The following is a 23,325-nucleotide window of genomic DNA, read 5'->3' as shown; positions in this document are numbered from 1 at the left end:
ATTAAGTTAGCCCCCGCTCGCGGCGGCGATCAGCCGGACGACGCGGCGGGTCGCGCGATAGAGGCTGCCTTCGGCGTTGTCCATGCATTCCGCCAAAGTCGCCGGCCCTTCGACGATGGAGAAGCAGCCCGCGAAGTAAGGATCGAGACGTTCGCTTGCGGCGCCGAGGCTGCCCGACAGAAGCACCGCCTTCGTCCCCGTCTCGCTGGCCAGCTTGGCGACGTGGAGAGGCAGCTTGCCGTACAGCGTCTGCCCGTCGCTTCTTCCTTCCCCGGTAATGACCCAATCCGCATCGCGAATGCGCTCCTTCAGCCCGACATAAGCTTCCAGCACCTCGGCTCCGGGCGCAAGCTCAGCCCCGAGGGCCAGGAAGGCGAAGCCGAGGCCGCCAGCCGCTCCGGCTCCGGGCTCGTTTCGCAGCGCCAAGCCTCTCCCCGACTCGACCTTGTCCGCGTAAGCGGCCATCGCTTCGTCCAGGCGGCGGCACAATTCCGGCGAGGCCCCTTTTTGCGGACCGTAGACGGCCGTCGCTCCGTCCGCGCCGAGCAGCGGATTGCGCACGTCGCAGGCGACCGTGATCCGGGCGGAAGCGAGCCGCGGATCGAGGCCGGACAAATCGACGGACGCGATCTCGGCCAAGTCCGCCCCGAAGCCGCGCAGCGGCATTCCGGAGCGATCGAGGAACGACGCGCCGAGCGCCCGCAGCATCCCGATTCCGCCGTCGTTCGTGGAGCTCCCGCCCAGCCCGACGACGAAATCCGCGTAGCCGGCGTCCAGCGCCGCGCGAATCGCTTCGCCCAGTCCGGCGGACGTCGTGCGCAGCGGATTGCGCTGCGCCTCCGCAACCATCGTCAGCCCGAACAGATTGGCGGCTTCCAGCACGGCCGTCCGGCCGATCGTGCCGTAGTACGAGCGAACGGGCAAGCCCAGCGGCCCCGTCGCCTCTATCGGCCGCTTCTCCCCGCCGCCCGCCGCCACGAGCGCGTCCACCGTGCCTTCTCCCCCGTCGGCCATCGGCAGGGCGATCGCTTCCGCGTCCGGCAGCGCGTCCCGCACCGCTCTGACCATCGCCTCCGCGGCTTGAACCGCGCTCAGACTTCCTTTGTAAGAGTCCGGCGCCAATAAGATTCTCATTCCAAACTCCCCTCTCCTCGCCAGAGAAGAGCTGTCCGGCCATGTACATGGCTGACGGACAACCCTTCTGCGCTTCTAACTATTTATTGACGCAGCGAAACCTCGGGAGTTTCGAGAATGCCGGAAGGAATTAATCGATAAGCTTCCGAATAGGCTTCCCCCTGCGTCAGGAAATGAAACGGCCGGTACTCCGGAATTCTCGTCGGCACGAGATGCAGCGGTCCGAACGTGTTCCTGCGCGTGAGCACGACTTCCACGCATATCGGCTGCCGTGTCCGCAGCTCCTCCGTAATGTCGGCTTCATACGGCTGCCACGCGATCATCTTCATCTCTCCGCCGTCCATGGCGCCTGCCTTCACGCATGCGGCTTCGAACGAAGACAGCGCAAGCACCGCCCTTCCGTCTTCAGGCGCCGGCCCGAAGGCGTCGGAGCCGATGAGATACCCGAGCTTGCCCCCGTAGAAAGGGAAGCCCTGCACGGTCAAATCCCCGAACGAGACGACTTCCGGCAGCGCGACGAGAGTTCTGCGGACGCCGTCCAGACGGACGCCGAACTCCCCCAGCAGATAGACGGCTTCCAGATTGACTTCGTTCCGGAAGTCGGTCCGCAGCCTCAGCTCGTTCTCCCCCTGCCGCAGCAGCGACCGCGGCAGCCTGATCTTGCGGAAGCAAGGATCAACCCACCAGCCGTCCGTCTCCTTCCGGTCGACGGAGACGCCGTTGACGGAAATTCCGAACAAGTCGGGACGTTCGAGCGCAATCCACAAGTCGCGATCCGGCAAGACTTCCGCCGAGAATTCGAAACGCAGCTCGAGCGGAGCGGCCGCGGCGTTTACCTCCCGATGATGAAGCGCAGCATACCATGGCTGGATCATCCGGCCGCCTCTGTGCGGCAAACCCAGCTCGCTCCGGATGCTGCGGTCCGCTTGCAAAATCTCGGCGAGCTCGCTCCATTCCCCGTCGCCGATCCGGTAACTCGCCATATCCAGGACACAGACGTTGCTCTCGCTCATGCGATAGGGATAGGCTCCGTCCAGACGGTGGCGCGCCGACGCCGCGCCGACCGGAACCGCCATCCGCTCCTTCGCGGGTGCGGCGCTGTCGATGACGTACAGATGCTCCTCGGACGGATGAAATCGAACGTTCCAGCTCAGCGTTCCCTCGCCCGTGTCGGCAGCGACGGCTTGCTTGCCGCCGGTCTTGCAATCCCATTCTTCGATTGCGCCGACGGCGGCGAGCTCGACCCGAACGTCGCAGGCAGCATCCGGATTGACGTTCAGCAGCCCCAAATAGTAACGTCCGTTCTCGTCCTCGTTCAACCGACAGAAGATATCGGTCGCCGCAGCGCCCGTCGCGGCATCGACGACCTTCGCCGGACAGGTCCGGACGTCGCGGACGGCGCCGACGATGCCGGGGCCGTCGAACGGAACGGATATCGTCTTGTCCGCCAGTCGCGCGCAGCGATCCGAGGACAGCGCATCCACGTAACGGGGCGCCTCGCCCGCGAAGACGACCTTGCCTCCCGCTGCGGCGAACTTCTCCAACGCGGCGACCGTGCTCTCGCGGATCGTGATCATCCCGGCGACGAGTACGACGCTGTAGGCGGCCTTCCCGACCCGGAACCTCGCTCCCGCTTCGCTTCCGGTTTCGATCGCGTGCAAGCGGCTAAGCATCTCTTCGTCGGCGTAATCGAAGTCGATCTGCGCCTCCGCGAGCCAATGGAACGTATCGCGATACTGGTCTTCCAGCTTCTGCACGTCCGGCGACTGCGTCTTCATGTCGATCGACCAGCCCGGATACACCTGGCACCAGACGCTTTCGACCGGATTCAGCACGAGCACCTCGCACTTGCGCTCGCCCTGGGAGAGCGCAAGCCCGAACCGCGAGAAGTACGTCTCCACGAATTCGTAATCGTCCCACCAGGCCGATTGATAGGAGATGCTCGCCGGATAATCCCGCTTCGCTTCGCCTTCCATTGTGTACCATGACAGATGATGATTGCGGACGTTAATGCCGAGCAGCGTCTGCCAATCTCCGACCGCCTTGTGAGACTCGAAAGACATTTGCCAGCCGGTGCAGCCGTACAGCTCGGAGAGCAGCCATTTCTGGCCCAGCTGCCTGGCCGCCGACGAGAGCTGCTTCACCAGCCAATAGTTGCGGTTGCCTTCCCGCAGCACGTCGACGCCCGGATCGTCCTGGTACTCGTAGAAACGCATCGCCGATCCGAGATAAGCCGTCTGGACCGTCAGCGTATCTTCGTGCAGCATATGGCCGGTCAGCCGCAGCCCGTTGTCGCGGGTCCATGCCTGCATCGGCTTCAGATAATGCTCGATGAACAGGCGCTGCGTCAGCTCGACGTAATGCCACTTTACCTGCGACACCGGCTCTCCTTCCCGCCGCAGGAACAGCTCCGGCAGCTTGTCGCGCAGATCGTAGCCGAAGGCCCGCTGGAAATCGTCGAACAGCGTATACGTCCACGGCACGCTCCACAGCCTGTGCTCGTTCGTAATGCCAAAGCCGTCCATAAGCGCCCCGCGATGGGGCTCGTCCGTGAACACGCCTTTGATCGTCCGTCCGAAATGGCTGCCCACGCGATTCTTGTAACGCTCATGGGTAATTTCCAGAAAGCGGTCCGTCGCTTCGCGATTCATCGTATCCACGTATGTGTAGCCGTTATAGAAGCTGTCCTTGTTCATCTCGACGACAGCGAAGACGAGCACCGACGCCCCCGGCTTCGGCATCTCCCCTCGCGCCAGGGGAACGCAGTCGGAATAGGAGACGCCATCGAGCCTGCAAGCGTACACGGCAAGCAGCCCGTCCGCATCCGTCCACTCGAACTCGGCCGCAGGTATAACCCGCAGCTCGATGAACTTCAAGCGGAAGCGCGGCTCCTCGGTCACCATGCCGCCGGCCGTGCCGCTCGGCCAACGGTCTTCGTCGTAAATCCACACTTCCATGCCGAGCTTCTCGGCTTCCTCCGTGCAGGCTTCCACGAACTCGAACCACTCGTCGCCCAAATACTCGGTGACGAGGCCCGTACGGGAATGGATGAAGAAGCCTCCGAGTCCCATCCGGGCGAATACGCGGATTTGCCGAAGCAGCTCTTCCTTCTCCAGCTTGCCGTTCCAGCTCCAGAACGGCTTGCCGCGATATTCGTTGGGAGGCTGTGCGAAAAGCTCATAGACGCGATCGGTCATCGATCCCCTCTCCCTTCTCTTATCGCCGGACTAGCCTTTGTTGGCTCCGGCCGTAATGCCTTGCACGAAATATTTCTGCATGAACAGGAACACGAGGACGAGCGGCAGCATGACCATGCAGATCGCCGCGGACAGCGGTCCCCAGTCGGTCGCGAATTCGGATTGAAACACGATGATTCCAAGCGGCAGCGTCTTCATCGTCGCCGTCGACAAGGCTACGGTCGCCCACAGCAGCTCGCCCCACAGCGAGACGAAGTTAAAGATGACGACGGTCGCGATGGCCGGCATCGCGAGCGGAACCATAATTTTGCGGAACGACAGCCACTCCGACGCCCCGTCGATCCGCGCGGCTTCCAGCAGCGAGTTGGGAATCGTCTGGAAGTAGTTTTTCAGAATGTAGACGGCGATCGGCAGCCCCCACCCGGCGTAGGGCAGCACGAGCGAAATATGTTCCCCGATCAGGCCCATCCGGCTCAGCATGAGATACAGGGGCATGACGAGCGACTCGTGCGGAACCATCTTCATCGCGAGGAAGAACAGCAGAATCGCTTCCGCGTACGGAAGGTTCAACCGCCCCAGCGCGTAGCCCGCCATGACCCCGAACACCGAGATGATCAGCACGGCGCTGACGACAACGATCGAGCTGTTGGAGAAATATTGACCGATCTTGGCGTCGAACCAGGCTTCGGAATAGTTGCTCCAGTGAATCGAACTCGGGAGCGCCCATACGTTGGCGTAGAAATCGCTCGTGCTCTTCAAGGAATTGATCGTGACGAAGACGATCGGATAGATCGTAATCAGGACGAAAAACAGGACGACGACGCGCGTGATCCACCGTTCGATGCGCTCGGAATTGTGGCTATACTTCATAGGTCTCCCCCTTAAAGAGGCGCTGGAGCAGGAAGATCGCCAGTATTCCCGCCAACGAGAACAGCAAGCCAAGCGTTGCCGAATAGCCGAAATTGCTGTACGTGAACGCCGTTTTCATCATGTAGATCGGCACGGTCTGCGATACCGTTCCCGGCCCTCCCCGCGTCATGATATAGACCAGGTCGTACGTGGACACGAGGACGATAAAGGAAAACACCGTGGATACTTGCAGGGACGGGCGAACGAGCGGCAACACGATGGAGACAAACTGCCGCGGATACCCCGCCCCGTCCAAGCGGCTCGATTCGAACAGCTCCCCCGGAATGGAGATCATGGACGCGAAGACGAGCATCATCGTAAGTCCCGCCATTCTCCATGCGCCGATGATCGCGATCACCCACAGCACCGTATCCGGGTTGGCCAGCCAGGCTCGCTGCAAGCCGCCCATGCCGAGCATTTCCAGCAGCTTGTTGAGCAGCCCCATCTCCGGGTTCAGCAAGAAAGTGAACAGCAGGCCGATAATGGCAAGCGGGATCATGACCGGTACGAACAGGACGACCCGATACGCCGAGCCTTCATACTTGCCTACCTTGAAGATGCAGGCCGCGAGCAGGACGCCGAGAGGAACGGCGCCCAAAGTCGATACGATGCCGATAAAAAACGAAGCTTTCATGCTGTCGATGAAATACTTGTCGGAGAACGCGTTCCGGAAGTTATCGAAGCCGATCCAGGTCGCCGCCGAGAAGCCGTTCCATTCCTGGAAAGCGATGACCAGGTTGGACAGCACCGGCAGCAGCGTGGTCGCGATAATGGCTGCAGCCGCCGGCGCCAACAACAGGATGCCGAATATAATGTTCCGTCTCGTCGGATGTTGAGCCATTCCGCATTCTCCTTACTTAAAAGCGTCTTGACGCAACTTATCCAATTGGCCGAGCACTTCTTTGATATTTAACCCCATTAAGTAGTTAGGCACCATTTCGCCTTCGTAATAGCTTTTCAGCTTCGCTTCCTTCGTGTGGAACTCGAACGGATACAGATCTTCCGTGAACGTCATGATTTGCTGCAGCACGGGATTCTCCACCTTGATCGTCCGGTTCGCCGGCGGATAGCCATGCGACAGGTGAATGGACTGGATGTCCTGACCAAGCAGCGTCTTCAGCACTTCGACGGCCGCGTCGGGATTGGCCGCGTTGGCGGGGATGAAGTAACCGTTCGCTCCGCCTAGCAATACCGTCTCCGGTCCCATGGCCGGCCACTTCACAACAGTGACGTCGAATTCGGCGGATTCGGAGATCGACAGGGCGGTTCCGGCCACTTCGGCCAACATGCCGACTTTGCCCTGCAGGAACGCCGCGTTGATCTCGTCTCTCGTAATGTTCAGCGCGCCTTCTCCCGGATACCAATACCGTTTCTCGAACAGCTCCTTGATATTGTTGAGAGCCGTTTCATAGTAGCCGCTGTCTGCCGCGAGTTCGCCATGAGCCAGCGCTTCGAGCTTGCCGTCGCCGTTCGAGAGGCTCATGACGCCTTGCCGGATGAGCCAGCTCTGACGATCCGGCTCGGAGCTGACCGCAAAGGGCGAAGCGCTCGTCTTCTGCTTGATCTGCTCGCAGATCGCCATGAACTCCTGCCAGGTCATCTCTTCCTTCGGCTCTACGCCCGCCTGCTCAAAAATTTCGTTGTTGACGAGGATGACCGGATAAGCGCTTCCAAAAGGAACGTTGTAATACTTGCCGTCGATCTGTCCGAGCTCCAGCAGCTCCGGCGTGAACGTATTTTTCCATTCGCCGCCGTTGGCCTCCAAGTAAGGGGTCAAGTCGAGCGCGAGCTTGTCTTTCACGATGTTCGCCATGTTCTGCGGCCAGTAGAAGTAAATGTCGGCCGGGCTGCCGCCGGCGATCCCGGTGCGAATAGCCGTGTCGATCGTACCCGTATCGACCGTCAACAGCTCGATATCGTATTGCGGAAGCTTCTTCTGAAGCTCGGCCCCCATTCCTTCCATCGAAGTATAGGCCATGTTCATGCCGAAAAATTTGATTTTGACCTTCTCTCCGCTTGCGGCGTCCCCGCCGGTCTTGCCGCCGCTTGCCGCAGGCGCTTTATCCGCCGCTCCGCCGCATGCGCCCACGATCAAAGACAGCGCGATCATAAGCGCCGCCCCGAAATATCTTTTCTTGGTCATATGTCCAGCCTCCTGATTAATCGACCCGCTCTACGGGTCCGCGTCGAAATAGACGACCGCTTCTTGCAGCAGCTCGGCCGCTTCCTTGCCATTCAGCTTCGAAGTCAGCAGCTCGGCCAATACGGTCTGCCTGTATAAAGTCGGAGCGTCCATGCCCCGCTTGGATAGATGAGCCATCACCGTCGTGAAGTTGTCGACGGTCGCATCGTATTTCATCAAATCTTGGATCGAATCCGACGGCTCGATATCGCCGAGGATCGGGATCATGCCTGTCGCGTCTCCCATCAGCTGCTGCACTTCCCGCGAGTTCAAGTATTTCAAATATTGAACCGCCTGCTCCGGATATTTCGTGGCCGCGGAGACGGAATAGGTCGTCCAGTTGTTGTAACTGACCGGAATGATGCGCTTGCCTTCCCGGTTGGGCACGTAAAATTTCCCCAGGTTCACTCCGCTGTTCTCGTATAAGAGATTGTTCCAGCTGCCGTCCACGATCATCGCGGCTTCCCCGCTCGTAAACGAGAGCTGCCACCGGACCCGATCCTGAGAGACGTAGTCGGCGCCGAAATACCCTTTCTCCGCGAAGTCCCGGAAGTATTGCAGACCTTCCACGAATTCCGGATCCGTCAGCTTGACGCCGGGAGCATCGTTCATGAGCGCTTCCGATTTGTCGTGGGCGAACAGCGCCATCAGGACGTAGCTCATCCACGATCGTTCCTTGTACTCGGTTCCCGGCATGGAGATCGGCGTGATGCCGCGAGAGGACAATGCTTCGAGCAAAGCGATAAAGTCGTCCCACGTTCGGGGAGGAGAGAGATGGTATCGCTTGAAAATATCCTTGTTGTAATACACGACCTTCGTGTCCAGAAAAGCCGGCAGCGAGGAATACAGCTTGCCGTCGACCGTCCCGTACTGCACGGCTTCCTCGGGAAACCGCCGCAAGTCGAACCCGTACTCGTCGAGAGGCAATAAGTAGCCGTTGCGCGCCAGCTCGCTCATTTTCGTCGTCTTGTTTCCTTGAACGTAGAAAATGTCGGGAAGCTCGTTGGACAGCAGGCCGAAATCCAGGCTTTCAGGCGTTTGCACGAACTTGTAGTTGATGCGGATGTTCGGATACTGCTTCATGAAGTTCTCGTTGATGAGCCTGAACGACGCCTCGAGCGCGACTTGATTGCCCAGATCTCCCCACACCTGCAAAGCGACTTGCTCGTTCCCGCTCTTGGGCGAAGGCTGCTGCTCTCCAACAATGGAATCGCTCTTCGCGCAGCCGGCCAGCAAGGCGACGGCGAGCAGCATCGTCAAGGCAGCTGGGCGTTTGTTCTTAAGACCGTACATAGACCACCACATTTCCTTTGTTCCCCGGTTACCCTGATTGTAAGTTCGTGCCGTCGCTCGTTCCATGCACAGTCCCCTCGCTTTGATGCCAGATCTTCCGCTCGTCGCTCCGGCCGATGCCATTTCTTCCGATTTGATGCCCGATTCTATCCTTTGTGCCGGGCCTTGAATTCCGACAGCGTAAGTCCGGTCGTCTTCTTGAACACCTTGACGAAATAGTTCGCATTGACGTAGCCGACCAGACCGGCGATCTCCTCCGTCGAACGGTCGGCGCTTCGCAGCAATTCCTTCGCCCGCTCGATCCGAACGCTCGTTAAGTATTCCAGGAACGTCATTCCCGTCTCTTGGCTGAACCTTTGGCTGAAATAGTTTTCGCTCCAATAGACGAGGGCAGCCGCGTCTTCCAGACGGATCGGTTCGGCGTAGTTCTCGTTTACGTATTGTTTGATTTTCGTCAGCCACGTCTTGTTCGCCCGGACGGAGGCGATAAGGGCCCCCGCGCGCTCGAAGACAAGCCTGACCGAAGAGAGCCAGGCCGCTTTATGGCTCGCCTTGTCGATATACCGCTCCAGCGGCCATAAATCTCCGAAATGCTGCTTGATTTTCTCGACGTCCAGCTCGTACTGCTCGATCAGATAATCGGTAAGCTGCGTCGCAACGGTGGCGCCGATCCGCTTCCATTCCCGAGGATCGATCTCGCCCGCTCCGGCCGGGGACGGCTCGTCCAGCTGCCGCAGCAGCTCGTCGAAGCGTTCCTGACGGACGTCTCTTTTTAACGTCTTGTACAGCTCGATCCACTCGTCGTCCGCATAGACGCTTCTGGCGGCCGAACCGTTATCGTAATATATGCCGCCCGTGCCGTAAAACATCGACAGCAGCGCGCTGCCGGCGCCGGCATGCATCGCATCGTATTCATGAAACGGCATAGGTCGGCTGATTCCGATCGCGAAATCCATATTGCACTTCCCGCGCAGCGACTCCAGCAGCTTGCCGCAGAACGGCGACACTTGCCGCCGCAGCGATTCCGCGCCCGGCATTTCCTCTCCCAGATAGAACAAAGCGTGCACGACCGATCCTCTCGCGCCGAGATATTCGGTATAGCGGTAGCGTTCGAGCTCCTCCCGAACGATGAGAGCGTACGAGAGCGGGCTCCGCTCCTCCCCCCACGCCGCAACGAACGGCTGAATCATGACCCAGCACGCGTACGGCCCGCGCTCTTCCGCCAGCTTCTCCAGTTCGGGGTAAGCCCGTCTTCGCTCGCCCTCCTCCCGTCCGCTACCCGCCGTGTCCACCCAGGACGTCCTGTCCAACAAATCTTCCTTCTCCTTTTTCAGATCGTGCTGGACGGCTTCTCCGGCGTATCCGGTCTCTTCGATCTTCAAAGCGTTAAGCACCCGGATCAATTCCTCGGGCTCCAGTTGATGCTTCTGGATATAATCCTGCACGCCAAGCCGGATTGCCGTGCGCGTATATTCGAAATCGTCGTAGCTGCTCAAGATGACGATCGGGACGCGCTCCGAGAGCTGCCGGACGTTCTTGATCAGCTCCAGACCGTCCATGACGGGCATGCGAATGTCCGTCAGAATCGCGTCGGGCATCGACGCCCTGCACGCCTCCAGCGCCTCCCGGCCGTTATGGTATACGCCGGATACGCAGTAGCCGTATTCCTCCCACGGAATGATCGACTGCAGTCCGACTCTGACCAAAGATTCATCGTCCACGATCATGATTTTTTTCATCCTCAGGCCGCTCCTCGCGCAAAATATGGATTTCGATTGTCGTGCCTCGGCCGACTTCGCTGTCGACTTTCATTCCGTACGGAAAGCCGTAGTGAGCCGCGATTCGTTCATGTACGTTCAGCATGCCGATATGTCCGGCCGCCCCGCGCGCAGAACCGTTCAACTCTTGCTGCATGGCGGCCAGCTTGTCGGGAGCGATGCCTACCCCGTTGTCCTGAACGACAAGCTTGAGCACGCTTCCTTCGACGGATGCTGTCACGGCAATCTCCCCCATCCGGTCATCCAGCGGTTCAAGCCCGTGGATAAGGGCATTCTCGACCAGCGGCTGGATCAGAAATTTGGGAACGGAGGCGGAGAGCGCTTCCTCGGCGATATCGACGGCGAATGCGAACTGCCGGTAGCGAATCTTCTGAATCGAAATATAATCCCGCAGCTTGTCCATATCTTCTTCCACGGTCACAAACTCGTTCGTGTCCCTGAGCGTATAGTTAAGCAGATTGGAGAGCGAATCGACGATCTCTTTAATGTTCGTCTGCTTTTGCAGAATGGCCAGCCAGCGGATCGAATTCAGCGTGTTGTACAGGAAGTGCGGCGACAGCTGCTTGCGCAGCGCCTGGATTTCCGCGGCCCGCTTTTTCCGCTCCTGGCTTACCGTCTGCTGAATCAACTGCTCGATCTCGTACATGACGGACACGAAAATATCGTTCATCTCGCGGATTTCGATTGCGCCTTTGAATTTAGCCAGCTTCCGCGGACTGGCCGATTGGATGCCGGACATCATATTGTTCATCAGCTTGCGAATCGGATTGACGACGTCGATGGCCAGGAAACGGGTAACGACGAATCCGAACACGGCGCACGCCGCGATAATGAGCATCGTTAATCGGATCATCCGGTTGATTTCCGTATACAGGTCGTCCATGTTCAGGGAAGCCGACAGCGCCCAATCTTCCCGAATGTTGGAGTAGTCGAGATGCAGATCCTGATAGCTTCCCTCGTCCCCTTTGTTGCCGTTGTCGACCAGAACGCTCCCGGAGGACGTTCGCAGCTGCAGCACCGCGTTGTCGTCCAGCTTCGTCTGCTTGAAAATCGATCGGATCGCTTCGACGTCCACGACGATCGTCAGCAGGCCGATCTCGCTTAGCTTGCCGTCCCGCACCCATCTTCCCATCCGGAACGCCTCGAAGCGTTGAAATCCGTTCGAGAACTCGGCCGGCTCGAACCAGACGGCTCCGCCCCTGTTGCTTCGAATGGCGCTCTGATACTCCGGATCGCGTATCCGGTACTGACCGACTTCGTTCTCGTTATAGATGTAAGTGTTGTTTCCCGTATCCAGCACCATCGCCACGATGTATTCGTTCATGTTGTTGTTAAGCCAATAGTGGTTCATCCAATCTTTGATCGCCATCGTCTTGTCCAGCTGTTCGAACATGGAGACGTCCGTTCGCGCCACCAGCTCCAACAGCTCGCTGTCCGTGATCATCTGCTTGCTGAGCTCTTCGATCGAGGACAGCCGGGAATCCATCTGCTCGACCATCAGCCCGACCAAGTCCGCGGCATATTCCCGGGACGCCTGCTTGCTTGAAGCCGTGTAGCTGTTCATCAGCATCAAGGAACCGAACAGCGTCGGAAAAATGATGAGCGGCATGTACACAAGCACGAGCTTTTGCGGCAACCGGATGCTGTTCCAGTATTTTTTCAATATTTTCACGGATAACGACCTCGCCCCGATAGAAGTTAACGACTTTTTTCGACACTTCCACTTATTTAATCATATTTCTCGGGAGATTGCAGAGCTCTATTAAAAAGAATCGGCCTATGGTATAAAATAGAGGCAGACGCGACCATTCGCCGAGCAAGGAAAGGAGCAACGACAATGACGATACGATTCCGCCGTTGCGTCGAAGACGACGAACTCGCCCGAGTCTCTCTGTACATGGTAGAGCACCGAAGGGATTTGCATCCTTCTTTATGTACGATAGACATGGTTACGATTTTGTACGGATACATGAGCGAAGGCCATTTGCATTACGGGGTGGATGAAGACGGACGAATCGTCGGCGCATCGGGCTTCTACATCCAACCGCCCGAAGATGGCGTTCGCGATCGAGCCAGCGTGCTGATCGACGTTGGCATCGTAGACAAGGATCGCAGGGGGACGCGCTTGTTTCTGAGAGGAATGCGGCATATGATCGACTACGTTACCGACCATTACCCGGACGTCGAAGTCGTCCGGCTGTGCGCGCTCTCGGACAATCCCTACCTATGCAAGCTGTATGCCAAGATCGCCCCCTTCGAAGGCGCGCGGGAAGGCAGCGTCGGACAGGAATCGGTGTTTTCCGGAGAAATACACCAAATTAGGTATATTCTTAATCGACTGAATCCCCTATAATGAAAAGGCAATTCCAGACTCTAACCGAAGGAGGACAAGCCCATGTATCCAGCTACGCCAAATGTAAAAGATATCAAAAAAGGCTCCGGATTCGGCAAAATCGTCAAAGCGAACGATTCGCTCCGCGCGGCTCCGGTCATCGCCACGAAGTAATGCCGTATCTCTTTCGCGTATGCAGGTTCGATATGGACCATGAGGCCTATATCAAGTTCGTCTTGGACAATCACCGGGACTTGAACCTGCCGTACCCGTTCCACATCAAGCTCAGCTTCGCCGGCAGTCCGCTCCTTATGGGCAAGGCGATGCTCGTCATCGACGAGGAGTCTTACGAGCTGGTCGGCGCGGCGGGTTTCGTCTTCGGCACCGGAGCGAACGATCATCAGGACCGCGACGTGTGTCAGGCGGAACTCGCCTTCCTCCTTCCGCAGCATCGAGGGACTCCTCTCTTCGTTCGAGCGCTGCAAGCGCTGCTGGACGTCGCTCGCGAAGCCAATCCGGACGTTGAATGGTTCCAGTTCTGGGTTCCCGGCGATCGGACCGAGCTGATCAAGCTTTGCTCCAAGCTCGCCTCGCTGCCCGGCGCAAGCCTGCAGGCTGCCAACGGAACGTCGCTGGTGCGAATTCCTTTCGAGGAACTGGCGGCATACGTCCGATCCTTCGCACGGAAGTCCGCGAGCCCCGCTTGACGGCGCTCTTGAAACAAAAGGAACAGATTCTGTTGACGCATGATTGCGCCTGGAATCTGTTCCTTTTACTTTTTTCGTATGACGATGGCCCCGGAACTCCGAATTTGCATTCCCCCGCCCAAGACGATAACATCATCGTATGAACCTATCCCATCTGACAACCGCCATTTCCACGCTAGACCTGAGAAGCTGCCTGATCAGCCGGGACGGACGGCTGCTGTTCGAGCATTACCGCCATTCGCGCATTCCGGACGAGCTGGCCAAAGTCAATTCGTGCACGAAGAGCGTTCTGTCGGCTCTCCTGTGCATCGCGATGGACCGGGGAATGCTGCCGGAGCCGCATACGCCGATCGCCGAGTTTTTCCCGAAGCTGCTGGCGGACCCCGATTCCCGGAAAAAGGACATTACGATCGAGCATCTGATGACGATGACCCCGGGGTTTAAGTGGACCGAGTTCGGCGGAATCCAGTCGTTCCCGCGCATGACCCGGTCCGACGATTGGGTCGATTTCGTGCTGTCCCAGCCTCTGGCGGAAGCGCCCGGACGCAAAATGGAGTACAGCTCCGGCGCGTCCCAGCTGCTGTCCGCGATTCTCGCTCGGTCATGCGGGATGCCGATCGCCCGCTTTGCCGAGCTGGAGCTGTTCGGTCCGCTCGGCATCGAATCATACGAATGGGAGACCGATCCGCAAGGCCTCCATACCGGGGGATACGGCTTGCGACTGCGCCCCGCGCATCTGCTCGAGTTCGGACGCCTCTATTTGGATCGTGGCCGCTTGGGGGAACGCCGGTTGGTTTCCGAGGAGCGCGCGCTCCGTTCCGTGCAGCCGGCCGTTCCCGCCAGCCCGCCGAATGTCGGCTATTACGGCTGGCATTGGTGGACGGATACGTTCGCGGAGCAAGCCGCCGGCGACAATGCGAGCGCGCCCCTCTCTTCCTCTTTCGACTATTTTTATGCCCGAGGCTACGGAGGACAATTTGTCTACGTCATCCCCGATCTGCGCATCGTGGTCGTATTGACGGATGATAAAAGAAAAAAAGATCGGAAACCAGTAAATGCGTTTCTCGATCTGATCGCTCCGGCGCTTATTCGGTCGGGTACACAAGGCCCCACGGCGCGCGGGCCCGATCCAGCGTTTCCATAATGCGCACCGTCTCGTCGAGCGGCATAATCTCGCTTTCCAGCCGCCCCGAACGCAGGCAGTCCGTCACCTCTTGCGCCTCGTCCCTGTAGCCGGCATAAGTCCGATCGTCGGCGACATGCTGCGCTTCGGCGCCGTTCACATGCAAGTGGGCCTCTCTCCCGAACAGGAAATCGGGAACGTGGATATACCCTTTCGTCCCATAGATGTACGCATCCTTCTGCAGGTTCAGCCGGACCGCCCCGTTCAGGGCCGCTGTCCGGCCTCCCGCATATTCGAGCAGCAGCGAAAATCTCTCGTCCACGCCCGTCTCTCCGATCGCGGCGCTGCTCATCACCTTGATCGGCTGCTCGCCGAAGATCATCGACGCGAACGAGACCGGATAGATGCCGGCGTCCAGCAGCGCTCCGCCGCCCAGCTCTTTGTTGAGCAGACGCCCCTCCGGCTGCCAGCCCACGTCGAAACCGAAGTCGGCTTTGACCAGCTGCACCTCTCCGATGAGATTCTGCTTCAGCCACTCCCTGACCTGCACGATCGGCGGCAGAAACCGCGTCCACATCGCTTCCATGGCGAACAGCTTCTTCTCCCGGGCCACGCGGACGACGTTTCTCGCTTCCGCCGCGTTCATCGTGAACGGCTTCTCGCACAGAACGGCCTTGCCCGCCTCCAGGCAGGCTATCGCTTGCTTCTCATGCCACGGATGAAGCGTGCCGATATAGACGACGTCCACGTCGGGGTCCCGCAGAAGCTCCTCATAGCTGCCGTATGATCTCGCCGCCCCGTATTGCGCGGCGAACGCTTCCGCCTTGTCGGCAGACCTGGCCGCAACCGCTGTCAGTTCTGCGCCCTCAACCAGCTTCAAGTCTTTGGCGAAGGCGGATGAGATACCGCCGGCCCCCAGAATCCCCCATCCGATTTTACGCTGTTCCTGGCTCATTGTCCGTTCCTCCCCTGTTCGTCCTCTGTTCTCTTCCCTATCATACAACGAACAGCCGCAAGAAATGAAGCGGTGGAAGCGAGCTGTTCGCCACTTCCATCGACACTCATTTCTTGCGGCTTGTTGTTACGTTTTCTTCGGCACGGCCTTAATTCCGGATCAGGTAATCGAATGCGCCGAGCGCGGCGGTCGCGCCCGATCCCATCGAAATGATGATCTGCTTGTACGGGCTGTTCGTGCAATCGCCCGCGGCGAATACGCCCGGCAAGCTCGTCGCGCCATGGCGGTCGACGACGATCTCGCCCATGCGAGTGCGCTCCAGCGTATCTCCGAGCCAATCGGTATTCGGAACGAGACCGATCTGCACGAATACGCCTTGCAGCTCGACATGCTTCTCTTCTCCCGTAGCCCGGTCGATGAAGGAGATGCCGTTCACCTTGTCCGTTCCGGTAATTTCCTTCGTCTGCACGTTCTTGTGCACCGTGACGTTAGGAAGGCTGTACAGACGATCCTGAAGCACGGAATCCGCCTTCAGCTCGGGCATGAATTCCAGCACCGTGACATGGCTGACGATGCCCGCAAGGTCGATCGCCGCTTCGATGCCGGAGTTGCCTCCGCCGATGACCGCGACGTGTTTGCCCGCGAACAGCGGACCGTCGCAGTGCGGACAGTAGGCGACGCCTTTATTCTTAAACTCCGCTTCGCCCGGAACGCCGACGTTGCGCCAGCGCGCGCCGGTGGACAGAATAACCGTCTTGCTCTTCAGCACGGCCCCGTTCTCGAGCTCGACTTCGATGAAGTCTTTCTTCTCCAGACGTTTGGCCCGCTGCAGCTTCATGACGTCGACGTTGTATTCCTTGACATGCTCCTCCAGGCTCGCGGCCAGCTTGGCGCCTTCGGTATACTTCACGCTAATGAAGTTTTCGATCCCGACGGTGTCCATCACTTGACCGCCGAAGCGTTCCGCGACGATGCCCGTGCGGATGCCTTTGCGCGCCGCGTAGATCGCCGAGCTTGCTCCCGCCGGTCCGCCGCCGATAACGAGCACGTCGAACGGCTCTTTGCCTTCGAATTCCGAAGCGTCCGGGGCGTCAGAGATTTTGGCGATGATTTCTTCGAGCGACATGCGTCCGCTGCCGAAAAACTCCCCGTTCAGGAAGACGGACGGCACGGCCAGAATGTCCTTGCTCTCGACTTCGTCCTTGAAGGCGGCTCCGTCGATCATCGTATGGGAAATGCCCGGATTCAGAACGCTCATCACGTTGAGCGCCTGCACGACGTCCGGACAGTTATGGCAGCTTAAGCTGACGTAAGATTCGAACGCATAATTGCCCTTGATGCTTTTGATTTGATCGATAACGCTTTGTTCTACCTTCGGAGCCCGTCCGCTCACCTGCAGCAACGCCAGCACGAGCGAGGTAAACTCGTGTCCGAGCGGGATGCCGGCAAAGACGATGCCCGTATCCTCTCCGACCCGGTTCACGCTGAAACTCGGCGTTCTTGCCAACTGAGCTTTCTCGGTCGTAATCCGGGGAGACATGCCGGCCAGCTCTTCCAAGAAAGCCAGCATGTCGTTGGATACGGCATCGTCGGACGATGCGCTAACCTTGATTAGCACATCGCCTTCCAGGAGCTGAAGGTATTGGCTGAGTTGTTGTTTGATATCCGCATCCAACACCGGAGTGGCCCCCTTTAGATTTTGCCTACGAGATCAAGGCTTGGTTTCAAAGTTTGCGATCCTTCTTGCCATTTCGCAGGGCACACTTCGCCCGGATTGCTGCGTACGTATTGCGCCGCTTTGATCTTGTTGACCAGCGTGCTTGCATCGCGGCCGATGCCGCCTGCATTGATTTCGACCGTCTGGATCACGCCGTCCGGATCGATGATGAACGTGCCGCGGTCAGCCAGGCCGTCCGCTTCGATCAGCACGTCGAAGTTGCGGGAAATCGTGTGGGACGGATCGCCGATCATGATGTACGTGATTTTGCCGATCGTCTCGGAGCTGTCGTGCCATGCTTTATGGGTGAAGTGCGTATCCGTCGATACGGAGTAAACTTCTACGCCGAGAGATTTCAAAGTTTCATATTGATCTTGCAGATCGCCCAGCTCGGTCGGGCATACGAACGTGAAGTCCGCCGGATAGAAGCATACGACGCTCCACTTTCCTTTGAAGCTTTCTTCGGATACTTCGATAAACTTGCCGTTGTGGTAGGCGGACGCCTTAAAAGGTTTGACTTCTGTTCCAATCAGAGACATTGCAATTCCTCCTATAGGGTAATGTTTGTGAAAACTAATTGAGAATCGTTAGCAGTCTATAATTATTCTTATCTACTGCTTATTACAAATAATATCATCATTCGCCTATCTTCACATGAAGAATAGATGAAGAGAATTTGTCTATTTTGTGAACGCACATCTATTAAACCGCACCGTTTTATTATTCCACTCTCGCCCGGAACGTATTCATCCCGACCCTATTTCTAGAACAGCGGCCTGATGAACGAGAAGCCGATAATGCCCAGCATGAGCACCGTAATATGGAACAACGAGAAAATGAACATGGCGTTGGCCCACTTCTTCTCGGGCTTGCGGCGGTATCCCGATACGCTGAGCGCCAGCCACCAGACGCTTAACGCGGCGTTCGAGACGGCGATGATCGGGCTGAACAGCCAGAACAGCGCGCTGGACAGCAGCAGTGCGACCAAATACACGTTCATCTGGACGTACGTTCTGCGAATGCCTTTGACGACGGGAAGCATCGGAATGCCCGCCGCGCGGTACTCGTCCATCCGGCGGATCGCGATCGCGTAGAAGTGGGGCATCTGCCAAACCAGCATCATCGCGAAGATCGCCAGCGCTCCGGAATGCGTCAGATCCGAAGAAATGGCCGCCCATCCGATCAGGGGAGGCATCGCGCCGGAGAGGCTTCCGACTTCCGTATTGTAGATCGTCGTCCGCTTGGTCCACATCGTATAAGGAACGACGTACAGGAACAGGCCGAGAAAACCGAACAGCGCCGCCAACGGAGACGCAACGTACAAGGCGAACAGGCCGAATACGGCGGTCCAGATGGCGATGAACAGGCCGCTCCTCGTGCCGACGTATCCGGTCACGGTCGGCCGCTTCTTCGTTCTGTCCATAATGGCGTCGATGTCCCGGTCGTACAAATTGTTGAACGCGCCCGCCGAACCGATGACGAGGAAAGATCCGATCCCGGCCAGGACGATCGTGCCGATCTTGTCGAAGAACGGGATTCCCTCTACGTACAGAGCCATGCACAGGCCGGCGAACATCGCGATCAAGTTGGATTTGATAATTCCGATCTTTATCGTATCGAATAAGACATGGATAAACGATTTCGTGGGCATTTCAAGACTCAGACGACTGTTTTGAACTCGCTGCACGGCTTATCCGCTCCTTCCAGATTATCCTCCCCCCTATGCTAACATAACTTGCGCGATCATTCGCGGCTTTCGCGGAGACACCATCATTTTGTCATAAATTTATGTCAGCCCCGTCACAATTTCCGAATGATGGACGATCCGATTCGCCCCGCCGCAGCAGCGCGACCGTTTCCTCCACCGACTGATCGAGAAACGACCGGGGCGGACGGGACTTCGCCAGCACCGTCAGTCCGATCCACGAGACGGCCAGCGCTTGGGCCAAACCTTTGGCATGAATGCCGGGGGCCAGCTCGCCGGAACGAATCCCACGCTCGATTGCTTCCTGGAAGAGAACGGCGATATACATCTGATGCTCCCTGGTCAAAACCGCGAATTTCTCGTCATGCGGCGCCAGCTCTACCATCGAGTTGATGCAGAAGCATCCCCGGCTCGGCCCCTCTTCGTCCACCGTTGCCGTCGTGCTCCGAAACAGGCTGCGGAAAGCTTCTATAATAGAAGGGCGATTTTGCAGAGAGGCGCGGACGTATGCGGCATGGTCGCCCGTATACTTGCGGAGCGCGGCTTCGAACAGCTCCTTCTTGTCGCCGAAAGCCGCGTACAGGCTCGGGCGCTGTATGCCCATGCCAGCCGTCAGATCGCTTAAAGACGTCCCCTCGAACCCCTTCTCCCAAAACAGCCGCATCGCCGCATCGAGCGCCTGCTCCTCGTCGAACTCCCTCGTACGCGCCATATTTCTCCCTCATTTCGTATCGAACGGTATATTAAAATATACGCCTTGGAAAGTTGATTGTCAAAGGATACCGCAGGAGTTGACAGATTCGATTCTTTAAAGCTATATTTGTGACGCTCTATTATTTACTGTTCGGTACAGAATAGAAATGCAGAAGAAACAGGAGGAATGGAGATATGAAAAATAGCGTTTCGCATTCGGGGAGTACGGCGGAAGTCGGTCATCTTGAAGCAGGAGCCGCGCAGCCGGCCTATCTTTCGCAGCGTGCGGCCTATTTGTTTGCCGCTGCCGCGGGGCTGGCAGTCGCCAATGTGTACTATGCTCAGCCGCTGTTGGATTCGATCGCGGGAGAATTCGGCATCGCCCGCTCCACGATCGGCATCGTCGTTACAGTAACGCAAATCTGCTATGCGCTCGGGCTGCTGCTGCTCGTGCCGCTGGGCGATCTGCTCAACCGCCGCAAGCTGATCGGGGCGCAGATGCTGCTGTCCGTCGCCGCGCTGCTGGCGGTCGGCTTCTCATCTTCGAGCGCGACGCTGTTCGTCGGCATGGCTGCGGTCGGAGGACTCGCCGTCGTGACGCAGACGCTGGTCGCGTACGCGGCCGCTTTGGCTTCCCCTGCCGAGAGGGGACGCATCGTGGGCTTGGTGACAAGCGGCATCGTCACCGGCATTTTACTCGCCCGGTCGTTCGCGGGCTTGTTGGCCGATATGGGCGGCTGGCGGGCCGTGTACTTCGCATCGGCGGCGCTGACGTCCGTTATGGCCGTCGCCCTGCTTCGGACGCTGCCTCTTCGCGAGCCTGCGAGCGAATCCGTCGCCTACCTCGGACTGCTTCGATCGATGCTTGCACTGTTCGTGCAGGAGCGGATATTGCGTGTTCGCGCCGTCCTTGCCATGCTGATTTTCGCCGCATTCAGCATTTTGTGGACTTCGCTGGCGCTGCCTCTCAGCGCTCCGCCGTTCTCGCTGTCGCATACGGCGATCGGCGCATTCGGACTGGCGGGAGCCGCCGGAGCGATGGCGGCCGCGCGCGCCGGCAGATGGGCCGATCGCGGCCTCGGACAGCGAACGACCGGAGCGGCGCTGCTTCTGCTGCTCGTCTCCTGGCTGCCGATCGGAATGACTCCGCATTCGCTGTTCGCGCTGCTCGCCGGCATCGTCCTGCTCGACGCGGCCGTGCAAGCGGTGCATGTGACCAACCAGAGCCTGATCTTGGCCGTGCGGCCGGAAGCCCGGAGCAGGCTGACCGCCGGCTACATGATGTTCTACTCGTTCGGCAGCGCGGCCGGTTCGATCGCCTCCACGATGACGTACCATGCCGCAGGCTGGACCGGCGTCTGTCTGCTCGGCGCGGCTGTCAGCGCCGCCGCCCTGCTGTTCTGGCTGTTCACCCGCCGTCCTTGAAGCGTGCGGCCCGCGCGGCTTCATAGCGATTGCGCGGCACGGGCAAGCCGAGCATGCCCCGCAGCGTATCGGCCTCGTACTCGCGGCGGAACAAACCACGCTCTTGCAGCACCGGCACGACAAGCTCCGCGAAGTCGGACAACGTGCCCGGCACGTCGCTGTGCAATATAAATCCGTCGGCCGACCCCGTCTCGAACCATTCCTGCAAGCCGTCCGCCACTTCGGCTGCCGAACCGAGAAAACGCGGCTTCGGCGCGGCGAACCTGCGAATCGTCTGGCGCAGCGTCAGACCCTTGTCCCGCGCCTCGCGCTTGACCCTGTCCGTAAAGCTCTGATAGCTGCTGCGCCCCAAGTCGCCCAGCTCGGGAAACGGACCGTCGAGCGGATACTGCGTAAAATCGTGAAAGTCGAAAAACTGCGCGAAATACCGCATCGCCTCCTCGATCGACAGGAGCGAAGCGGTCGCCTCGTACTTCTCCTCCGCCTCTTCCCTCGTTCGGCCTACGACGACGGCGGCGCTCGGCATAACGAGCAGATCGTCCGGATTTCGTCCCGCTGCAGCGGCTTTGCGCTTCAGCTCCCGATAATAACGCCGCGCCTCCTCCGGCTCGGTAATGCCGGTCATGACCGCGTCGGCATGGCGGGCGGCGAAGTTCTGACCGTCCTCCGAGGAGCCCGCCTGGAAGATGACCGGATGCCCCTGCTTGGAGCGCGCGATGTTCAGCGGACCGCGAACCGAGAAGAACTCGCCCCGGTAGTCGAGCGTATGCAGCTTGTCCGGATCGTAAAAGACGCCGCTCTCCTTGTCCCTTACGAACGCGTCGTCCTCCCACGAATCCCACAGTCCGCGCGCCGCCTCCAAATATTCGCCCGCGATCCGGTAGCGCGTATCGTGATCCGGGTGCGCGTCCTCCGCTTTGCCGAAGTTGAGCGCCGCACCCCGCATGCCGGTCGTCACGACGTTCCAGCCCGCCCGTCCTCCGCTGATCCGGTCGATCGAAGCGAGCTGGCGCGCTCCGGCGTAGGGTTCGCTGTACGTCGTCGACAGCGTGCCGACGAGGCCAATCCGCGAAGTAACGGCGCCCAGCGCGGCCAGAAGCGTCAGCGGCTCCAGATGGTTGACGAAATGCGGTGTCGATCGTTCGTTGATGTAAAGCACATCCGCGATAAAGACGAGATCGAGCTTGCCTGCCTCCGCGATCTGCGCCTGCCGCCGGTAAAAGTCGAACGCTACGCTCGCGTCCGACTCGACCGCCGGATGCCGCCATGCGCTTGCGCTCGACCCGACGCCGTGCACCATAAAGCCCAGTTTCAATTGTTTGCGGTTTGCCGTCATCGGCTGCCACCCGCCTTTCTTCTATTATAAAGTTGCCTGAACCTGAACCCGAACCGGAACGGACGGCAATTCCGCCGCCGCGTCGAACCGGCTGAGAAACTGACGCACCCGCTCGTTACGGCTCGCGCCGAAAATATGGGCCGCCGTGCCTTCGTCCGCGATCAAGCCCTTTTCCATGAAGATGACGCGGTCGGCCACCTCCCGGGCGAAGTTCATTTCATGCGTCGCCACGATCAGCGTCATCCCTTCGCGCGCCAGTTCCTTCATCACCCGCAGCACTTCGCCGACCAGCTCCGGATCGAGCGCTGACGTCGGCTCGTCGAACAGCAGCACCGCCGGGTCCATCGCAAGCGCCCGGGCGATGCCGACCCGCTGCTGCTGCCCGCCGGACAGCTGTGCCGGGTAGCGGTCGGCGAATTCGCGCAGACCGACTTTGGCGAGCAGCTCCTCGCCCCGTCGGCGCGCGTCGCTGCGATTCCAGCGCTTGACGACGATCAGCCCTTCGATTACGTTCTCCAGCGCCGTCCGGTGCGGGAACAACTGATGGCTTTGGAACACCATGCCCGTTTTCTGCCGATAGCCGATCAGCTCGCGAGTCCGCTTTTTGCCGCCGTCCCCGAACTTCATCCGATGGCCGTCCAGCTCAAGCTCCCCGGAATCGGGAATTTCCAGCAGGTTCAGGCAGCTCAGCAGCGTCGACTTGCCTGAACCTGAAGGACCGATCACAATCGTCGTCTCCCCCTTGGCCACGCGCAGGTCGATGCCTCGAAGCACCTCGGTGCGGCCGAAGCTTTTGCGAAGCTGCGTAACGTTCAACATGGCGATCCCCTCCTTTCCCG

General features: G+C 59.2%; 19 protein-coding genes. 4 read left to right on the top strand and 15 right to left on the bottom strand.

Going from position 1 to position 23,325, the window contains the following annotated elements; all coding sequences use genetic code 11:
- Positions 1-6: 6 nt before the first annotated feature.
- The 8 genes from B0G52_RS17615 to B0G52_RS17580 all read right to left on the bottom strand — a co-directional run bounded on the left by B0G52_RS17615 (position 7) and on the right by B0G52_RS17580 (position 12,165).
- Positions 7-1,134, bottom strand: a complete 1,128-nt coding sequence (locus tag B0G52_RS17615; protein ID WP_094046682.1) for a glycerate kinase — start codon at positions 1,132-1,134, stop codon at positions 7-9.
- 83 nt (positions 1,135-1,217) lie between these two features.
- Positions 1,218-4,331, bottom strand: a complete 3,114-nt coding sequence (locus B0G52_RS17610) for a glycosyl hydrolase family 2 protein (protein ID WP_094046680.1) — start codon at positions 4,329-4,331, stop codon at positions 1,218-1,220.
- Between the two features lie 30 nt (positions 4,332-4,361).
- Positions 4,362-5,201 (bottom strand): carbohydrate ABC transporter permease, encoded by an 840-nt coding sequence (locus tag B0G52_RS17605; RefSeq protein WP_094046678.1) that lies wholly within the window; start codon positions 5,199-5,201, stop codon positions 4,362-4,364.
- The gene (locus B0G52_RS17600) at positions 5,191-6,081 is read right to left on the bottom strand and encodes a carbohydrate ABC transporter permease (RefSeq protein WP_094046676.1); all 891 of its coding nucleotides are present in this window, start codon (positions 6,079-6,081) and stop codon (positions 5,191-5,193) included. The genes B0G52_RS17605 and B0G52_RS17600 overlap by 11 nt, the downstream gene beginning before the upstream one ends.
- A 12-nt stretch (positions 6,082-6,093) precedes the next feature.
- Positions 6,094-7,383, bottom strand: a complete 1,290-nt coding sequence (locus tag B0G52_RS17595; protein WP_094046674.1) for an ABC transporter substrate-binding protein — start codon at positions 7,381-7,383, stop codon at positions 6,094-6,096.
- A 30-nt stretch (positions 7,384-7,413) separates the two neighbouring features.
- Positions 7,414-8,727 carry an ABC transporter substrate-binding protein gene (locus B0G52_RS17590; RefSeq protein WP_158223755.1) on the bottom strand — a complete coding sequence of 438 codons (1,314 nt, stop codon included), beginning with the start codon at positions 8,725-8,727 and terminating at the stop codon, positions 7,414-7,416.
- 134 nt (positions 8,728-8,861) lie between these two features.
- Entirely contained in the window at positions 8,862-10,454 is a 1,593-nt protein-coding gene (locus B0G52_RS17585) for a response regulator (protein WP_094046670.1), read from the bottom strand.
- Entirely contained in the window at positions 10,426-12,165 is a 1,740-nt protein-coding gene (locus B0G52_RS17580) for a cache domain-containing sensor histidine kinase (RefSeq protein ID WP_094046668.1), read from the bottom strand. The genes B0G52_RS17585 and B0G52_RS17580 overlap by 29 nt, the downstream gene beginning before the upstream one ends.
- A gap of 165 nt (positions 12,166-12,330) precedes the next feature.
- On the opposite strand from B0G52_RS17580, the gene B0G52_RS17575 reads away from it, so the two are divergent.
- The 3 genes from B0G52_RS17575 (at position 12,331) to B0G52_RS17565 (ending at position 14,676) form a co-directional block, all read left to right on the top strand.
- Positions 12,331-12,846, top strand: a complete 516-nt coding sequence (locus B0G52_RS17575; protein ID WP_094046666.1) for a GNAT family N-acetyltransferase — start codon at positions 12,331-12,333, stop codon at positions 12,844-12,846.
- 185 nt (positions 12,847-13,031) lie between these two features.
- The gene (locus B0G52_RS17570; protein WP_143762583.1) at positions 13,032-13,532 is read left to right on the top strand and encodes a hypothetical protein; all 501 of its coding nucleotides are present in this window, start codon (positions 13,032-13,034) and stop codon (positions 13,530-13,532) included.
- A 139-nt stretch (positions 13,533-13,671) separates the two neighbouring features.
- Positions 13,672-14,676: a serine hydrolase domain-containing protein gene (locus B0G52_RS17565; protein WP_094046662.1), complete on the top strand. Its 1,005-nt coding sequence runs from the start codon at positions 13,672-13,674 to the stop codon at positions 14,674-14,676.
- Here B0G52_RS17565 and B0G52_RS17560 read toward each other — a convergent pair.
- The 5 genes from B0G52_RS17560 to B0G52_RS17540 all read right to left on the bottom strand — a co-directional run bounded on the left by B0G52_RS17560 (position 14,618) and on the right by B0G52_RS17540 (position 19,744).
- Positions 14,618-15,610, bottom strand: a complete 993-nt coding sequence (locus B0G52_RS17560; RefSeq protein WP_094046660.1) for a Gfo/Idh/MocA family protein — start codon at positions 15,608-15,610, stop codon at positions 14,618-14,620. The two genes, B0G52_RS17565 and B0G52_RS17560, sit on opposite strands and share 59 nt — an antisense overlap.
- A 148-nt stretch (positions 15,611-15,758) precedes the next feature.
- Positions 15,759-17,288 carry an alkyl hydroperoxide reductase subunit F gene (gene ahpF / locus B0G52_RS17555; protein ID WP_094046658.1) on the bottom strand — a complete coding sequence of 510 codons (1,530 nt, stop codon included), beginning with the start codon at positions 17,286-17,288 and terminating at the stop codon, positions 15,759-15,761.
- 14 nt (positions 17,289-17,302) lie between these two features.
- Entirely contained in the window at positions 17,303-17,866 is a 564-nt protein-coding gene (gene ahpC / locus B0G52_RS17550; protein WP_094046656.1) for an alkyl hydroperoxide reductase subunit C, read from the bottom strand.
- Between the two features lie 224 nt (positions 17,867-18,090).
- Positions 18,091-18,978 carry a heme o synthase gene (gene cyoE / locus B0G52_RS17545; RefSeq protein WP_233162783.1) on the bottom strand — a complete coding sequence of 296 codons (888 nt, stop codon included), beginning with the start codon at positions 18,976-18,978 and terminating at the stop codon, positions 18,091-18,093.
- Positions 18,979-19,105: 127 nt separating this feature from the next.
- On the bottom strand, positions 19,106-19,744 hold the full coding sequence (locus B0G52_RS17540; protein WP_094046652.1) for a TetR/AcrR family transcriptional regulator: 639 nt from the start codon (positions 19,742-19,744) through the stop codon (positions 19,106-19,108).
- A 176-nt stretch (positions 19,745-19,920) separates the two neighbouring features.
- On the opposite strand from B0G52_RS17540, the gene B0G52_RS17535 reads away from it, so the two are divergent.
- On the top strand, positions 19,921-21,150 hold the full coding sequence (locus B0G52_RS17535; protein WP_094046650.1) for an MFS transporter: 1,230 nt from the start codon (positions 19,921-19,923) through the stop codon (positions 21,148-21,150).
- Here B0G52_RS17535 and B0G52_RS17530 read toward each other — a convergent pair.
- Positions 21,134-22,486 carry an LLM class flavin-dependent oxidoreductase gene (locus B0G52_RS17530; RefSeq protein ID WP_094046648.1) on the bottom strand — a complete coding sequence of 451 codons (1,353 nt, stop codon included), beginning with the start codon at positions 22,484-22,486 and terminating at the stop codon, positions 21,134-21,136. The two genes, B0G52_RS17535 and B0G52_RS17530, sit on opposite strands and share 17 nt — an antisense overlap.
- A 24-nt stretch (positions 22,487-22,510) precedes the next feature.
- Positions 22,511-23,305 (bottom strand): amino acid ABC transporter ATP-binding protein, encoded by a 795-nt coding sequence (locus B0G52_RS17525; RefSeq protein ID WP_094046646.1) that lies wholly within the window; start codon positions 23,303-23,305, stop codon positions 22,511-22,513.
- Between the last annotated feature and the right edge of the window lie 20 nt (positions 23,306-23,325).

The organism is Cohnella sp. SGD-V74, from assembly GCF_003001675.1.
Lineage (GTDB): Bacteria > Bacillota > Bacilli > Paenibacillales > Paenibacillaceae > Cohnella.
This window is presented reverse-complemented; position numbering and strand designations above follow the sequence as displayed.

Excerpts from the sequence above, each read along its gene's own strand:
- B0G52_RS17560 (WP_094046660.1), bottom strand. The coding sequence starts at position 15,610 with ATGAGCCAGGAACAGCGTAAAATCGGATGGGGGATTCTGGGGGCCGGC.
- B0G52_RS17565 (WP_094046662.1), top strand. The coding sequence starts at position 13,672 with ATGAACCTATCCCATCTGACAACCGCCATTTCCACGCTAGACCTGAGA.
- B0G52_RS17585 (WP_094046670.1), bottom strand. The coding sequence starts at position 10,454 with ATGAAAAAAATCATGATCGTGGACGATGAATCTTTGGTCAGAGTCGGA.
- cyoE (WP_233162783.1), bottom strand. The coding sequence starts at position 18,978 with ATGCCCACGAAATCGTTTATCCATGTCTTATTCGATACGATAAAGATC.
- B0G52_RS17605 (WP_094046678.1), bottom strand. The coding sequence starts at position 5,201 with ATGAAGTATAGCCACAATTCCGAGCGCATCGAACGGTGGATCACGCGC.
- B0G52_RS17530 (WP_094046648.1), bottom strand. The coding sequence starts at position 22,486 with ATGACGGCAAACCGCAAACAATTGAAACTGGGCTTTATGGTGCACGGC.
- B0G52_RS17615 (WP_094046682.1), bottom strand. The coding sequence starts at position 1,134 with ATGAGAATCTTATTGGCGCCGGACTCTTACAAAGGAAGTCTGAGCGCG.
- B0G52_RS17535 (WP_094046650.1), top strand. The coding sequence starts at position 19,921 with ATGAAAAATAGCGTTTCGCATTCGGGGAGTACGGCGGAAGTCGGTCAT.
- ahpC (WP_094046656.1), bottom strand. The coding sequence starts at position 17,866 with ATGTCTCTGATTGGAACAGAAGTCAAACCTTTTAAGGCGTCCGCCTAC.
- B0G52_RS17575 (WP_094046666.1), top strand. The coding sequence starts at position 12,331 with ATGACGATACGATTCCGCCGTTGCGTCGAAGACGACGAACTCGCCCGA.
- B0G52_RS17610 (WP_094046680.1), bottom strand. The coding sequence starts at position 4,331 with ATGACCGATCGCGTCTATGAGCTTTTCGCACAGCCTCCCAACGAATAT.
- B0G52_RS17590 (WP_158223755.1), bottom strand. The coding sequence starts at position 8,727 with ATGTGGTGGTCTATGTACGGTCTTAAGAACAAACGCCCAGCTGCCTTG.
- B0G52_RS17570 (WP_143762583.1), top strand. The coding sequence starts at position 13,032 with ATGGACCATGAGGCCTATATCAAGTTCGTCTTGGACAATCACCGGGAC.
- B0G52_RS17525 (WP_094046646.1), bottom strand. The coding sequence starts at position 23,305 with ATGTTGAACGTTACGCAGCTTCGCAAAAGCTTCGGCCGCACCGAGGTG.
- B0G52_RS17595 (WP_094046674.1), bottom strand. The coding sequence starts at position 7,383 with ATGACCAAGAAAAGATATTTCGGGGCGGCGCTTATGATCGCGCTGTCT.
- B0G52_RS17600 (WP_094046676.1), bottom strand. The coding sequence starts at position 6,081 with ATGGCTCAACATCCGACGAGACGGAACATTATATTCGGCATCCTGTTG.
- B0G52_RS17540 (WP_094046652.1), bottom strand. The coding sequence starts at position 19,744 with ATGGCGCGTACGAGGGAGTTCGACGAGGAGCAGGCGCTCGATGCGGCG.